This window comes from Gelidibacter sediminis (assembly GCF_004364975.1).
GTDB classification, from domain to species: domain Bacteria; phylum Bacteroidota; class Bacteroidia; order Flavobacteriales; family Flavobacteriaceae; genus Gelidibacter; species Gelidibacter sediminis.
On sequence record NZ_SOBW01000007.1, the window covers coordinates 1,230,438 to 1,246,228 of the forward strand.

Sequence of the window (15,791 nt, forward strand, 5' to 3'; positions counted from 1 at the left end):
AAATCTATTTTAGATATTGAATGATAAACGCAATAACCACGCTGACCATTAATCCGATGTTCACCTTCCCTAAGTCTTTCGCAATAATGATATAGGTGTATTTAATTTTATTCTTGTTGAGCAAATAGGTCATTGCCAATTCTCTACCCGCTAAAATCCCGATAAAAACCCAAGTGGTGCTCATTGGGATGGTGTTGAGGTTTCCAAAAATGAACAGGAAAACACCATAAATAAGGTCGATGATGGTTGCAGAACGGATATTTTTAGTATTCGATTTCTGATTTACAATTTCTTGAATCTTGCCACCTCGCTTCTTTAAAATGTAAGCCATAATCACAAGAATAACACTCAATGCCAACAATAACTCAGTCAACGAGAGTTGTCGCGGAAGAAACACGAAAATATTGGCAAAATCCTGAATGAGCCATTGCGACCATAAAAATCCGGTAGAAATCCATTGGGCCACCAACCAATAATGTTTGCGGGAATGTTTGTCTAACTTTTCTAAAGATAAAGGCGATTCAAATTTTTTGGAAATGATAACATACACCACAATTGCAAACACAAAAGACAATGCGTATCCATAAACGGATTTTAAAATCATCTTTTCGATAATCTGACCGGTGGAAAATACACTGAGAATCATAAAGGTGGTGCTGACAGGTATGCCTATTCTCGTAATAACTAATAAGGTTAAAGGTGCTAACAAAAGCCACCATTCCATATTTTCAGGTAAAGGAATATTGAGCAATCGACCATAGGAAACGTCGCCTGAGTGCATAACCCATCCATAAATTAAAGTGGCAGATAAAATAGTAACGGCAAACAGCCATAGCCACCACCATTTTAAGTTGTGATTGGACGCCATGAACGTACCTAGTGTTTGGATTACGTCGTTTGCAATTACAGCATAGGCACATATGATAAACCCGATAGCTCCAAACATTAATTCCATAGGAATGTGTATTTTAATTAGGCAAATGTATTTCTGTTCCTACCATCAAATGTTACGGTAAGGTTATTTAATTGTAAGGAAATAAAATTAAATTGTTTTGGATTTTTTTAACATGACATTCATTTACCTTTGTGTTTTTAAATGACATTATGTTCACTATAAAAGGAGCCATTCTATACGTACTCGGATGGGTGATGTTGCTCGGCTCATCCGATCTGTCAGCGTCATCAGTGGCAACTTATACGCCAGTGGATACTATTGCAGCGTCACAGGATCATGATCATGTGCCGTTTACTTTTGACGCGGTTATTGATATTAACCATTCATTTACCTATGAAGTTCCAGGAGTAAAACTTTTTCCACAGCCTTATAAGCCTAGTGAAAACGCCATAACTCCTTTAAACTATCAGCTTTCATATTACGCTATTGGCCAGCAAATTGTGGTCAAACTCTCTACAAAAGCCATCATTTTTCCCTTTCATTGGTTCACATAGACACTTATTTTTTTTAAGAAATAATTTTGAGGTGTTTCATTACACCCTTATCAGTCTATCAATAATTTAAAATTTAATTCAATGCATATATCAATGAATATGGTAATGATCCTTGTATCATTACTCGTAATAGTACCTGTCATTTTATTTGTCTTAGCAGACAAAGGTGGCCTTTCAAAAAAGAAGAAAGCTTTTGATGCCATCGCAAAGGCGAATGATGTCCAATTCAGCTCACAAGAAGTTTGGAATAATACCTGCTTAGGTTTTCAGGAAGAAGGAAACGTTCTATTGTATATCAATACGCAAAATCCAGAACCAATTGTCCAAAAAATTAAATTGAATGAGGTTAAAAAGTGTGTCATTAACAAGGTTATGAAAGATTACAAAAATGGCGATCGGCAGTATTCTGAATTAGCGCGTTTGGATATGGAATTTAGCTTTCTCTCAAATACCAATCCGGTAGCAATAACTTTTTATAATGCAGAAGACAATTTTTCACAGAACCATGACGTTGCACGTGCTGAAAAATGGTTGGCTTTAATAGATAAACATAAAGGTGCTAATCGCCGAAATGTAGCGGCCTAATTTATAGTTCAGTTAAAAAAGCCATCTCTTTTAAGGTGTTGAATTTGCTTTAAAAATCTTGACAATGGAGATGGCTTTTTTCTATAAAATAATTTTTCACATTATTTTCTACATCACTTAATAGCATACATTTACTAAAATTCATTTTATGTTACTCTCTAGTTTTTTGGTCGTCATAGGGTTTGTGCTTCTTATCAAAGGGGCCGATTGGATGGTTAATGGTTCTACGCTTTTGGCTAAGAAGAATAAAATTCCAGATCTGGCCATAGGCTTGACTATTGTAGCATTTGGGACTTCTGCACCTGAATTGGTGGTGAATACCGTAGCCTCCTATGAAAACCATTCTGATATTGTATTAGGGAATGTTATTGGTAGTAATAACTTTAACCTGTTTATGATTTTAGGTATTGTTGGACTTATTTTTCCTATTGCCGTTCAATCCTCAACCGTATGGAAGGAAATCCCTATTTCGCTATTGGCAGCATTGGTGTTTTTGGTGTTGGCAAATGGATATGTTATGGGAGATATGGGTCTGTCCAGAGTTGACGGAATCATTTTACTCAGTTTATTCTTGGCCTTTCTGTTTTACATTTACAAACAAATGAAAACTGATGTCTCGACTACTGAAGAAGTGGAGATCACAGCCTCTAATTATAAGATTTGGGGGTTTATTATATTAGGATTGATCGGTTTGGTGATTGGAGGGAAATTGATTGTTGATAACGCCGTTTCTATAGCTAGTAATTTAGGAGTGAGTGAAAAAATTATCGGACTTACTATTATTGCGGCAGGGACTTCATTGCCAGAGCTGATGACAAGTGTGGTTGCGGCGCTTAAAAAGAACAGCGATATTGCCATAGGGAATATTATTGGCTCTAATATATTTAATATTTTCCTGATTCTTTCGGTAAGTTCTTTGGTACGACCAATCGAATTCAGCACCGTTTTTAATACCGATATTTATCTTCTTTTGGGTGGAACAGTATTTCTATTTGTAGCGATGTTTACCGGCAAAAGGAAAACATTAGACCGATGGGAATCTGGGCTGTTACTGACCGTCTTTATTGGTTATACTACATACCTCGTGCTTCAGGAACTGCACTAAATATTAGTTGTGCAATTTAAGCTGAATGCGTTTTCGTGGAACATCAACATCTAATACTTTAACGATAACCTGTTGATGTAGGGACACATGCTCATTCACATCACTTACAAACGAATCGGAAAGATTGGACACATGAATCAACCCACTTTCTTTGATTCCGATATCGACAAAGGCTCCAAAATTGGTCACATTATTGACAATTCCAGGTAGCAACTGTCCTTCTTCCAAATCGTTGATGGTTTTGATGTTTTGGTTAAACGTAAACACTTTGGCCTGCTCACGAATATCCAGGCCTGGTTTTTCCAATTCCTTAATAATGTCTTGAAGTGTTGGAAGGCCAACAGTGTCAGTACAATAGTTCTTTAAATCGATTTTGTGAAGTTCAGATTTGTTGCCAATCAATTCTGATACTTTTTTACCTAAATCCTTAGCCATTTTTTCAACTATAGGGTAGCTTTCAGGATGTACCGCAGAATCGTCCAACGGATTTTTAGCCGATTTGACTCTCAAAAATCCTGCGCCTTGTTCAAACGCCTTTCCACCTAAGCGTGGTACTTTTTTAATGTCGTTTCGCGATGTAAAAGCGCCGTTTTCTTCGCGGTAATTGACGATGTTTTCAGCCAATTTAGGCCCAATTCCAGAAACATAACTTAATAAACTTGTACTTGCAGTATTAAGATTTAGCCCAACAGCGTTCACGCAACTTTCCACAACGACGTCCAATTCCTTTTTGAGTTTGTTTTGATCGACATCATGTTGGTATTGCCCAACACCAATTGATTTGGCGTCAATTTTAACCAATTCTGCCAACGGATCCTGAAGGCGTCTGCCGATGGATACAGATCCTCGAACAGTAACATCATAATTTGGGAATTCATCTCTTGCAATTTTAGAAGCCGAATAAATACTTGCTCCAGCTTCACTCACCACAAAAACCTGAATGTCATTTTTAAACCTAATTTTTCTGATAAAAGCTTCGGTTTCTCTTGAAGCTGTGCCGTTGCCAATGGCGATTGCTTCAATTTGATAGGCCTCACTCAAGGAGCTTATTTTTTTCATCGCACCAATAGTGTCATTCTTTGGTGGATGTGGATAAATGGTTTCATTGTATAGGAGTCCGCCTTGCGCATCCAAACACACCACTTTACAGCCCGTTCTAAAGCCAGGATCTACGGCAAGAACGCGTTTTTCACCTAATGGAGAACCAAGTAGTAGTTGTTTTAAATTTTTAGCAAAGACAGAAATAGCTGCTTCATCAGCTTTTAACTTAGCGTTTTGTAGCGCTTCATTAGATAGTGATGGCAATAATAAACGCTTATAAGCATCTTGAATAGCGATTTTGATTTGCTCTGAACACTCGTTATTGGAGCGAATAATGCGATCTTCAATTTTGGAGAGCGCTTTTTCATCATCAATGCTTATTTTAAATTTAATAAAACCTTCGTTTTCAGCACGTAGAATTGCCAATAACCTGTGCGACGGAATGCGACTTAACGATTCTTCCCAATCAAAATAATCGCGGAATTTCTGTGCATTTTCATCATCACCCTTCGCCTTTACCACCTTAGTAGAAATCACGGCAAAACGTTCCAATTGCTGACGAATGTTGTTTCTTAGATCTGTGCGTTCATTGATCCATTCTGCAATAATATGGCGCGCACCTTCCAAAGCATCATCCGCAGAAGCGACGTCTCCTTTTGCATATTTATAAGCCAACGCTTCAATATCTGAAGCGTTTTGGCTCATAATAATTTTAGCCAAAGGTTCTAATCCATTTTGTCTTGCAGTTTCAGCCTTTGTCTTTCTGCTTTTCTTGAAGGGAAGGTATAAATCTTCCAGAGCAGTCAAATCGAGAACATTTTCAATCTTTTGGCGAAGTTCAGGTGTTAATGCATCTTGTTCTTCAATTGCTTTCAGGATGGCGATTTTGCGTTTTTCAAGCGCTTCAAACTGTTCCTTAAATTTTACAATATCTCCAATTTGAACTTCATCAAGATTGCCTGTGCGTTCTTTTCTATACCTTGATATAAAAGGAATGGTCGCATCTTCATTTAACAATTCGACCGTGTTTTTAACGGAATTTTCTGGAAGTTTTGTTTGCGAAATAATATAAGAAATCAGCTGCATGGAGTCGCTTTAAAATATGGAATACAAAGATAAGAAGATAAAAAAACTGTTTGAGGTTTCAAACAGTTTTGAATGCTATAATTATGATATTAAATGGCCGTTGTTTGTAAGTTAGTTGCAAGCAAGTCTTTATTCTTGATTCTAGAAGCGCAGCGGTCTTGATTCTTTATATAAAAACATTGTTATGAATTATCAAATTAATTAGCCGCTTTAAAAGTTGCCAATTTAAGATGGTTTTCGTCATACATCACCAACGCGCGATCTTCAAAAGCATAAGATCTCGTGGCAGTCATAATCTTAATAAATTGATTTTCAGTTTCCATTTCCGGACAGGACTTAAGCGTATTTATCAAATTAGAAAACTTCAGTTTAAGTGCGTCTCCAACTTCATAACCGCCTTGTAAATCGTTACAGCCGGTATATCCATGTAGGGTAAAATCATCACTAAATTGAACAAATGGGTGCCCGCCTTTAACTTCTTTTAGTTGAATTTTATCACCTCTAAAAGATACCAAATGCCATTTTTCACCCACTAACTGATCGGTTACTTTCTTTAAAACATAATTGGATTTTAGTTCGCCCGTAGGTCTATTGCCTTCTGCATCTAAAAGGGTCAAGGTGTTTTCTCCAACAAAATATGGGTTTCTTTTGGAGTCTGACAATACTAATCTTTGGCCTTCATCGTCCCATTTAAAGGTGCCTTTAGACTCAAATGTTCTTGGCTCAGCTCCCAAATACGTTTCTTTTACCATATACGTATTGTCGTCATTTATGGTGACCACCGTTTTGATGCCTTCGCAATCGGCACATGGTACAACGCCTTCATAAGTGCCTTCCCAATCTAATGAAGTTCTACTGTTATCGGCCATGGCTTCCGTTTCAGAGGCTTCAGCCGCTTGATTATCTTTTTTAGAGCCAGAATTGCAAGCTGTACTCATGACTAAGACAGCTGCGAATAGACTATTTATAAGTGTTTTTTTCATATTTTTAAATGTTTGATTTGGGAAATTTATTAAACTATGAGGAGACTGAAATATTTTTTAAGTAATCTTAACACGTCGGAGGATACAGATTCTTAATCTTCTACAGCTTCAAACGTTGAGAGTACATAACCGTTTTCATCTTTTAAGGTCAACTCATTGTTGGTAATAATATAAGTAGCAGCTTTTTGTAAATTGGCCATGAAAACACCTTCAATACCATTGTCATCGCAATAGCGCATAGTGGCCAACATTTCTGAAAATTGGATGTTCTGATTGCCTTTTAGGGTAAAGGTGCCACCAAAAGGGTTGCAACCACTGTTACCACCAACACCATTGTCCTTTGCTGTAAGCCGGATGAACGGTTGCTCCAATTCCGTTTTACTAAGATTTACAATATCACCATTAAGTTTCGTTAAAACCCATTTTGCACCCACAAGATGCGCTACCGATTTTTTATCAACAGTATGAACAGTCTCAGTTTGTTTTTTTGGTACCTCTTGAGTTTTACAATTAAATAAAATGAGGCAGAATAGCACGGTTAAACTTAAAACGTATTTCATAATGTATAATATTATATGATAGTGTTATCCAAAGATAATGAACTGTTTCAAGTTATGTTAAAAAAGAAAATTTCCTTTTTAACTTATTTGCAATCCGTTAGGTACTTTGGCACCCGTTGTGGTGTCAGGATTCACAAAAACTAATTTGCCGTCTTCGGACTCCGTCATTAAAATCATGCCCTGACTTTCTACACCTCTTAGTGCTCTCGGTGCTAAATTGACCAACACGGTAACGCGTTTTCCAACCACTTCTTCAGGCGTAAAGCTTTCAGCAATTCCTGAAACAATGGTACGCACATCAATACCTGTATCTACCTTTAAAACCAATAATTTATTTGCTTTTGGCATTTTTTCAGCCTCAATAATAGTGCCCACACGCATATCTAATTTAGAAAAATCTTCAAAGGTGATGGTTTCTTTTTGAGGTTCTACCTTTCTATTTGCCACTTCGTTTGCTTTTTTACTTGCCACTAATTTGTCTAATTGCTGTTGAATGGTGTCGTCTTCGATTTTTGAAAATAACAATTGTGCTTTGCCAATTTGATGACCTGTAGGGATCAAAATATCTTTTGATGAAATATCATTCCAAGTATTGCTAATACGATTCCCGTCAGCAGCGTCACTTGAGCTGATACCAAGAATGGATTTTAATTTATCTGACGTAAACGGTAAAAAAGGTTCGCTTAAAGTTGCTAAAGCAGATGCAATTTGAAGTGCCACAAACATGATTGTTTTGGTGCGTACTTCATCGGTTTTCACCAATTTCCATGGCTCTTCATCAGCGAGATATTTATTGCCTAAACGCGCAAGATTCAATAATTCCTGACTCGCTTCTCTAAATCTGTAGCGCTCAATGGAGCTTGCAATTACATCTGGATATGCTTTTAATGCTGCTAAAGTTTCCTGATCAACGGCACTAAATTCTGAAGCTTCAGGTACCACACCGCCGTAATATTTATCGGTTAACACCACAACACGATTGATGAAATTCCCGAAAATGGCCACCAATTCATTATTGTTTCGTGCTTGGAAATCTTTCCATGTGAAATCGTTATCCTTAGTTTCAGGCGCATTAGCCGTCAACGCATAACGTAAAACATCCTGCTGATTTGGGAAATCCTCCAAGTATTCTGGTAACCAAACGGCCCAGTTTTTTGAAGTAGAGAGTTTATTACCTTCCAAATTCAAGAATTCGTTAGCTGGGACATTGTCTGGTAAAATATAGGAACCTTCCGCTTTCAACATGGCTGGGAAAATAATACAGTGAAAAACAATATTGTCTTTCCCGATAAAATGCACCAATTTGGTGTCTTTATCTTTCCAATATGGCTCCCAATCTTTTCCAACGCGATCAGCCCATTCTTTAGTAGAAGAAATGTAACCAATTGGCGCATCAAACCACACATAAAGCACTTTTCCGTCAGCCCCTTCAACAGGCACAGGAATGCCCCAATCTAAATCTCTCGTTACTGCTCTTGGGCGTAACCCGTCGTCAATCCACGATTTTACTTGGCCGTAAACATTAGGTTTCCAGTCTTTTTTATGACCTTCTAAAATCCATTCTTTTAAAAATGCTTCGTGCTTATCTAAAGGTAAAAACCAGTGTTTGGTTTGTTTTAATGTTGGAACGTTACCGGTAATGGCCGATTTCGGATTGATCAAATCGGTAGCATTTAAGCTGCTGCCGCATTTTTCACATTGGTCGCCATAAGCTTCCTCATTACCACATTTCGGACACGTTCCGGTTACAAATCGATCCGCTAAAAACTGATCGGCTTCTTCATCATAAAGTTGCTCCGTAGTTTCCTCAATAAATTCACCTTTAGCATATAAAGTTTTGAAAAACTCCTGGGCAGTTTCATGATGAATTTTTGCTGAAGTGCGCGAATAGTTGTCGAAACTGATACCAAAATCTTCAAACGATGTTTTGATAATCGCGTGGTATTTGTCCACAATGTCTTGAGGTGTAACACCTTCTTTTTTTGCTTTGATAGTAATAGGCACACCGTGTTCGTCGCTTCCGCAGATAAATGCCACGTCCTTTCCAAGGAGTCTTAAATAGCGTGCATAGATATCTGCAGGCACATAAACTCCAGCCAAATGGCCAATATGGATTGGTCCGTTGGTGTAAGGTAATGCGGCGGTAATGGTATAGCGTTTTGGATGGTTCATTGTATATGAAATCTGTAATCTCGAGCGTGCTCGAGCATGTTTTTATTAGTTTTAAATCATTAATGGTTTCGACTGCGCTCAACCTGACATCTGCCTTCTTAAAGGCAGCTACAAAAGTACGCATTTTGACCTCGAATTAGAAAAAAAATGTATTTTTACATTATGTCGAAAATCACATTTACCGTCGTAATAACTTGCTTATTTGTGCTCCTTGGAACACGAGAGTTTTCAGCACAACAAAAATCAATGGCTAAGAAAGAACAAACGCTTGTGCGTCCACCCTATTTAAAGGTAGGAGACACTGTAGCCATCGTGGCGCCTTCGGGAATTTTAAAAAACCGAACGGCAGAAATTAAACGCGCTCAAGACTTGCTGAACAGTTGGGGATTGCACACGGTTTTGGGGAAGCATTTGTTTGCTGATGGAAATCATTTTGCGGGAACTGATGCTGAGCGATGTGCCGATTTTCAGGAGGCAATGGACAATCCAGCAATTAGTGCCATTTGGGCTGCTCGCGGAGGTTACGGTACCGTCAGAATTATTGATAAACTAGATTATACCAAATTTAGGGAAAATCCGAAATGGGTCATAGGGTATTCTGACATTACAGCCTTGCACAACCAATTGCATGTGGAAGGGTTTGAATCTTTGCACGCCATGATGGCCGTGAGTGTGGTTGAAGATTTGAGTGAAATTAAGGAAACCGTACAAACGTTTAAGGATGCCCTATTTGGCAAGCCTTTATCTTATACATTAGAAGGTTCAAGCTATAATAAACCTGGAACCGTATCAGGACAACTCGTAGGTGGAAACTTAAGTTTGTTATATAGCATGTTAGGCTCTAAAACAAGTATTGATGTTTCAGGAAATATTTTATTTATTGAAGAAATTGGAGAATATGCTTATAGTGTAGACCGGATGTTACAGAGTCTGAAACGTGCTGGATATTTTGATAATTGTAAAGGTCTTATTGTGGGCGATTTTTCTAAAATTAGAAAAAATACGACCCCTTGGGGCACATCTATGGAGCAATTGATTTTAGACGCCCTATCAGATTATGATTTCCCAATCGCTTTTAAAATGCCAGCGGGGCATGAAGATGATAATAGAGCGCTCATTTTTGGACGCACAATTGAACTTGCTGTAGGCAAGGAAGCTTCAACAATCAAATTCAGAAACTAAAGTAGTTTTTATAAGACAACCTAAATTAGGGAGTGAAAAGAGAAGCGAAAATAGAGAATAGAGAATAGAGAAAAGAGAAAAGAGAAGAGCACCTGAAGACTGAAAACTGAAATACTGCCAACTGAATACTGAAGACTGAATACTGCCAACTGAACACTGAATACTGCCAACTGAACACTGCCAACTCCTAAAACATGGCGCACCATAATGAACTCGGTAAAATAGGCGAGAAACTAGCCTTAGAATATTTGATCTCCAAAGGTTACGAGATTGTTTGCACCAATTATTTCTATCAAAAAGCAGAGATCGATATCATTGCAAAACATAAACACATGATGATTTGTGTGGAAGTCAAAACTCGAAATTCTGATTTTTTTGGCGATCCTCAAGATTTTGTAACCCCAGGTAAAATCAAATTATTGGTCAAAGCGATGGATGCTTACGTGACTGAGAATGACCTCCAATTGGAATCGCGATTTGATATCATTGCGGTTTTGAAAAATAAAAGCAGAGAAGAAGTAACGCATTATGAGAATGCGTTTTATCACTTCTAAACTTCTTGTTTACCCACCCTCATAAACCAATTGCCTCATTGTCTTATCAATTTGCGTTTAGATCTTCGCCTTTAAACAGTTATGAGCTTTGTCTCTATATATGTTGACTGGCCATTGTGAGCGAACTTCTGGATATTTTTGAAACTTTTCTAAATTATAGAAGTGTAAAACCTTTACTGGACACGTTGACAGTTTCCTTTTTAGCTATAAAATAAAAAAATAACCATCAATGATAACCGTCATATTTTGGGGATTTAAATTGCTTCATATTTGGCGCTTGATCATTTTTAAAATAGCGCTATTATGATTGCATCGAAACAAATCCATGATTTTCATATTCCTGTTATGGGTTTAGCTTACACTATAGATAGTCCAATTAGAGTAGCCCAATACGGCATTTCGTCAGTAATTAGTATCATTGACGATGATCTTTTGGAAAAAATGAATGCTTTTTACAGTCAAAAATTCAGTTTGCCCTACCAAGAGATTTCTCAAAAAGTTGAAGACTATCGCGCCAAGCGGATCACGGCATATCTAAATTTAGTAGATACCATTGTTAAGGATAAGTTTGTAAAGTTTAAAGAAGAAGTGTTGGCAAGTAAGTCAGTTTTGGAAAATTTTTTAGACATGCTCCCTAATAAATCGAGCATTAGAGAAGGCCTTGCTAAACTAATGGAAGATGGAGTTTGCCTTAAAGAAACCCTAAAAAGTTATTTGGATGAGCACATGCAGCCCGGTGAAATTGACGTCAACATAATGACGAAAATTGACAAAGATAACTTTAAGGGCAGTGAGCAATTGCCAATAGAGTTTAATGATGCACATGCATCTCTTCGCGGTTTTGCTAACAGTAATTTAGAGTCTTCGGTGGTGCTTTCGGCTGGAATGAATCCAAGACTTTATAGCTATTTTGAAAACTTCAAAGATTTCTATCCAGACACCCAAAACCAATTAAAAAAGAAAATAATTTTAAAGGTGAGCGATTTTCGATCAGCAATGATTCAAGGAAAATTTTTAGCTAAAAAAGGGTTGTGGGTTTCAGAATATCGCATAGAATCTGGTTTAAACTGTGGCGGGCATGCCTTTGCTACAGAAGGATTCTTGCTAGGCCCAATTTTAGAGGAGTTTAAAATTAAAAAGGAAGAATTACGACAAGATATACATGCTGTTTTTATAAAAGCCTTGGCAGATAAACAGATCAAAGTTCCAAACGTCCCGCTAGATGTAAAAATTACCGTACAAGGCGGTGTGGGAACAGCTGCTGAACACGATTTTTTGATGGCCAATTATGAGGTAGATTCTGTTGGTTGGGGCAGTCCATTTTTGTTGGTGCCAGAAGCCACATCTGTAGACGTAGACACTCGGAAATTATTAGCTGGAGCCAAAGAATCAGATTTATATTTAAGTGATATTTCTCCATTAGGGGTACCATTCAATACCATTAAAGGATCATCTAATGAGTTTTATAAACAACAACGGATTACAAATAATAAAGCGGGAAGCTCCTGTCCCAAAAAGTTTTTGGCTTTGAGCAAAGAATTTGGCCCAGAAGGTATTTGTACGGCCTCAAAAAAGTATCAGGATGTAAAATTAGACGCGCTTGATGCTCAAAAGGCATCGATGACCTCAATCAATTATGATATGGCAAAAACCAAGATTACTGAAAAGTCCTGTCTTTGTGTTGGACTGGCAAATGCTTCTTATCTTGAAAATGACATTCCCATTAAGGGACAACAGCAGGGCGTGGTTATTTGCCCAGGACCAAATTTGGCCTATTTTGATAAGGAAGTATCGTTATTTCAAATGGTGAGACATATTTACGGTAAAGCAAATGTGCTTTCAGAGACTTATAGACCTAATATGTTTGTAAAAGAATTACAGATGTACGTCGCCTATTTAAAAAACGACATAGCAATGTATACTGAAGAACTATCGACCAAGAGTATAAAAAAGTGGTCGGCATTTAAGTCTAATTTACTAGAAGGCGTTTCATACTACCAACAGCTTTTTGACGCCATGGACAATGCTGAATATAGTAGCATTCAATCTGAACTCATCACCAATAGAAATGAGATCCAGATGATAAAAATTCCGTCGCTATAAACTTTAAAACTCTTCTAAATCTATAGCTCTTTCAAATTTAAATAACCTTGTTCTTAAATGAAATGGGTTTTAGTTAGATTTTGCGAAATTTTAAGAAAATGGCGGTTGCATAAAGAAGAATATAATGCAATATGTTGTCAATACCTTAAACAGAGTTTCTTTATAATAGGGCTTCTATTGGAGGCATTTATGCACCGTAATAATTCATCTCATCAATATATTTCCAGACGGTTTCCGGCAACATCGGGCGTATATTTTTGCCCTTTTTAATGGATTTTCTGATAAATGTGGAAGAGATTTCCATTATAGGCGCCGCAACATGATGAATTTTAGGGTGTTTATCAAATTGAGTTTCCACCACACCTTCTGAAATTCTTGGATACACGTAAATGTCGTGATGTTCCAAAATCAATTCATAATTTTTCCATTTGTGAAGACTCTTAAGATTGTCTTCGCCCATAATTAATGAAAAGGTGTGTTTTGGATGTTTTTCTTGTAGATAAGTGAGGGTATTGATGGTGTAATTTGGCTGTGGCATTCCAAATTCGATATCGCTCGGGCGCAACTTTTCGTAATCTTCTGTAGCGCGGTACACCATTTCCAACCGATCATGATTGTCGAGCATACTCGCTTTTACCTTAAACGGACTTTGAGGCGTGACTACAAACCAAATTTGGTCAAGATCGCTATGTTCAGCCATATGATTGGCAATAATTAAATGGCCAATATGGATGGGATTAAACGTGCCAAAGTAGAGTCCGATTTTCATGACTATAAAGTTTTTATGCTTCCGGTTTATTGATGAAATCAGAAACCAATTTGTAGGATTCGTCTATTGCCTTGTCAAGATCATCATTGATGACGATAACGTCGAAAAGCGGTGCAGTAGCCAATTCTGCAGAAGCTTTAGCAATACGCATATTTATTTTATCGTTAGTTTCTGTCTGACGCTTTTTTAAACGAATTTTTAATTCGTCAATACTAGGTGGTTTTACAAAAATAGCAAGGGTTTGGTCAGGGAATTTACGTTTAATTCGCAATCCGCCGGAAACATCTATATCAAAAATAACATTTTTACCTTGTGCCCAAATACGCTTTACTTCAGTCTTTAAAGTGCCATAAAAATTATCGCGATACACTTCCTCCCACTCTAAAAATTCATCATTCTTAATCCGGTTTTTAAACGCTTGCGCATCTAAGAAGTAATAATCTTTACCGTCCGTTTCGTTGTCTCTCTTTTCTCTAGACGTCGCTGAAATAGAGAATTCTAAATTTAATTCCTGCTGTTTCAGTAAATGTCTTACCAAAGTAGTTTTGCCCGAGCCAGAAGGGGCTGAAAAAACGATTAGCTTGCCTTTTTCTGTGATGTCTTTAATTTTGGTCACGAATGCTATTTTTGTGTAGTAATTCTATATGCCTTTAATTTTAAAGCACATTTAATAATTGTTCTTTAATTTTTTCCAATTCGTCCTTCATTTGTACAACTAGTTTTTGCATTGGGGCATAGTTGCTTTTAGAACCAATAGTATTGATTTCACGTCCCATTTCTTGGCTGATAAATCCTAGTTTTTTTCCGTTGGAATCATCACTTTTAAGTGCTGATATAAAATAATCCAAATGATTTTTTAGACGTACTTTTTCTTCAGTAATATCGAATTTTTCAATGTAAAATACCAATTCCTGCTCAAAACGGTTTTCATCGACCTTTTCTTTCAACTCGGCAACGCCTTTATGCAATCGCTCTCTTACCCCCTCAATACGCTCCGGGTCCATTACAATGACTTCGTCTAATAAATCAGCTATATTTTTAACGCGATCAAAAAATTCAGATTCTAAACTTTTGCCTTCATCCAAACGGTACTGCTGAATTTTGTCCAATGCTGTGTTGATTTCCGCAGCAATCGCTTCCCATTCATCTTCATCCATCTCATCACGCTCTGTCGTTACGGCATCGGGTAAACGAATGGCCATTTTAAGTAATTCAGTTTCATCACCATCAACAACAGCTTTTAATTGCTTAATGTATTGCTTAACGACTGTTTTGTTGATTTGAGTTGAGGTTTCTTCTCCAGTAATTTCCATGTACAAAGAAAAATCGACTTTACCACGTTCTAGTTTGGATGCAATCAATTTGCGAATACCGAGTTCTTTTTCTCTATATAATGAGGGCATTCTGGTGTTGAGATCGAGGTTCTTACTGTTCAACGATTTGATTTCAATAGAAATTTTTTTGGATGGAAGTTGTAAAACTGATTTTCCGTAGCCTGTCATCGATTGTATCATGGACTGATTTTAAAAGTTGCACAAAGGTAATGAAAATCATCAGGTTTGAAAGGGTAATAAGTCTGCCGAATTGTAGTCAGATGTTTAAAATATTTTAAATTTACAGACTTACAAGGCACACTAAAACAACATGGAAATAATGATGGAAGAATTGTAATGCTATAAACCTGCTTGCCTTGACACTAAAACAAAAATTATGACTACAAAGTACCTAAAGGATTTTGAAATACGTTGGAGTGATGTGGATGCCAACAGACATTTGGCCAACTCAGCTTATGTAAATTTTATGAGCCATACCCGTGTGGCATTTTTTGAAGACCATAATTTTTCATTATCCAATTTGGCTAAGTTTCAAATCAGTCCGGTTATTTTCTATGAACATATTTATTATTTTAAAGAAGCCTTTTTAGGCACACCAATCAAGGTTAGTCTAGAAGTAAAAGGCTTGAGTGAAGATGGAATGTTTTTTGAAATCGAGCATAATCTCTACAATCATAAAGGCGAAAACCTAGCAAATTGTGAATTAATGGGGGCTTGGATCAACTTAAAAACACGTGAGTTGACCGCCTTGCCATCAGAATTTTTGTCGGAAATGGGAACCTTTCCAAAGTCGGCTGATTTCAAGACCTTGACGAAGGAAGACACGCGAAAATTCGGAAAAAAACCGGTTAAATTAAGCTAGATTTTT

The 15,791-nt window shown here is 37.1% G+C and carries 15 protein-coding genes; 7 read left to right on the forward strand and 8 right to left on the reverse strand.

Features of this window, described 5'->3' with window-relative positions; translation table 11 throughout:
• Positions 1-4: 4 nt before the first annotated feature.
• On the reverse strand, positions 5-955 hold the full coding sequence (locus tag BXY82_RS05290; protein WP_133757118.1) for a hypothetical protein: 951 nt from the start codon (positions 953-955) through the stop codon (positions 5-7).
• Between the two features lie 149 nt (positions 956-1,104).
• Between BXY82_RS05290 and BXY82_RS05295 the strand changes: the two genes are divergently transcribed.
• The 3 genes from BXY82_RS05295 (at position 1,105) to BXY82_RS05305 (ending at position 3,139) form a co-directional block, all read left to right on the forward strand.
• Positions 1,105-1,449, forward strand: coding sequence for a hypothetical protein (locus BXY82_RS05295; RefSeq protein WP_133757119.1), 345 nt, complete (start codon positions 1,105-1,107; stop codon positions 1,447-1,449).
• 81 nt (positions 1,450-1,530) lie between these two features.
• On the forward strand, positions 1,531-2,034 hold the full coding sequence (locus tag BXY82_RS05300) for a hypothetical protein (RefSeq protein WP_133757120.1): 504 nt from the start codon (positions 1,531-1,533) through the stop codon (positions 2,032-2,034).
• Between the two features lie 148 nt (positions 2,035-2,182).
• Positions 2,183-3,139, forward strand: a complete 957-nt coding sequence (locus BXY82_RS05305; protein ID WP_133757121.1) for a calcium/sodium antiporter — start codon at positions 2,183-2,185, stop codon at positions 3,137-3,139.
• A 3-nt stretch (positions 3,140-3,142) separates the two neighbouring features.
• Here BXY82_RS05305 and BXY82_RS05310 read toward each other — a convergent pair whose 3' ends face one another.
• The 4 genes from BXY82_RS05310 to metG form a co-directional block, all read right to left on the reverse strand.
• Entirely contained in the window at positions 3,143-5,266 is a 2,124-nt protein-coding gene (locus BXY82_RS05310) for a Tex family protein (protein WP_133757122.1), read from the reverse strand.
• Positions 5,267-5,463: 197 nt separating this feature from the next.
• On the reverse strand, positions 5,464-6,249 hold the full coding sequence (locus BXY82_RS05315) for a copper resistance protein NlpE N-terminal domain-containing protein (protein ID WP_133757123.1): 786 nt from the start codon (positions 6,247-6,249) through the stop codon (positions 5,464-5,466).
• 92 nt (positions 6,250-6,341) lie between these two features.
• A complete protein-coding gene (locus BXY82_RS05320) occupies positions 6,342-6,809 on the reverse strand; it encodes an META domain-containing protein (protein WP_133757124.1) in 468 nt (155 codons plus the stop codon).
• 78 nt (positions 6,810-6,887) lie between these two features.
• Positions 6,888-8,981, reverse strand: a complete 2,094-nt coding sequence (gene metG / locus BXY82_RS05325; protein WP_133757125.1) for a methionine--tRNA ligase — start codon at positions 8,979-8,981, stop codon at positions 6,888-6,890.
• 162 nt (positions 8,982-9,143) lie between these two features.
• Between metG and BXY82_RS05330 the strand changes: the two genes are divergently transcribed.
• The 3 genes from BXY82_RS05330 to BXY82_RS05340 all read left to right on the forward strand — a co-directional run bounded on the left by BXY82_RS05330 (position 9,144) and on the right by BXY82_RS05340 (position 12,820).
• Positions 9,144-10,163: a S66 peptidase family protein gene (locus BXY82_RS05330; RefSeq protein ID WP_133757126.1), complete on the forward strand. Its 1,020-nt coding sequence runs from the start codon at positions 9,144-9,146 to the stop codon at positions 10,161-10,163.
• Positions 10,164-10,357: 194 nt separating this feature from the next.
• Positions 10,358-10,717 (forward strand): YraN family protein, encoded by a 360-nt coding sequence (locus BXY82_RS05335; RefSeq protein WP_133757127.1) that lies wholly within the window; start codon positions 10,358-10,360, stop codon positions 10,715-10,717.
• Between the two features lie 303 nt (positions 10,718-11,020).
• Complete coding sequence (locus tag BXY82_RS05340; protein WP_133757128.1) at positions 11,021-12,820, forward strand: hypothetical protein; 1,800 nt, start codon at positions 11,021-11,023, stop codon at positions 12,818-12,820.
• Between the two features lie 187 nt (positions 12,821-13,007).
• Here BXY82_RS05340 and nadD read toward each other — a convergent pair whose 3' ends face one another.
• From nadD to BXY82_RS05355, 3 genes are read right to left on the reverse strand one after another with little or no spacing between them, the layout of a single operon-like run.
• Complete coding sequence (nadD, locus tag BXY82_RS05345; RefSeq protein ID WP_133757129.1) at positions 13,008-13,589, reverse strand: nicotinate (nicotinamide) nucleotide adenylyltransferase; 582 nt, start codon at positions 13,587-13,589, stop codon at positions 13,008-13,010.
• Between the two features lie 13 nt (positions 13,590-13,602).
• Entirely contained in the window at positions 13,603-14,196 is a 594-nt protein-coding gene (gene gmk / locus BXY82_RS05350) for a guanylate kinase (protein WP_133757424.1), read from the reverse strand.
• Between the two features lie 49 nt (positions 14,197-14,245).
• Positions 14,246-15,103, reverse strand: a complete 858-nt coding sequence (locus BXY82_RS05355) for a YicC/YloC family endoribonuclease (RefSeq protein ID WP_133757130.1) — start codon at positions 15,101-15,103, stop codon at positions 14,246-14,248.
• Between the two features lie 196 nt (positions 15,104-15,299).
• On the opposite strand from BXY82_RS05355, the gene BXY82_RS05360 reads away from it, so the two are divergent.
• The gene (locus BXY82_RS05360) at positions 15,300-15,785 is read left to right on the forward strand and encodes an acyl-CoA thioesterase (RefSeq protein WP_133757131.1); all 486 of its coding nucleotides are present in this window, start codon (positions 15,300-15,302) and stop codon (positions 15,783-15,785) included.
• Positions 15,786-15,791: the final 6 nt, after the last annotated feature.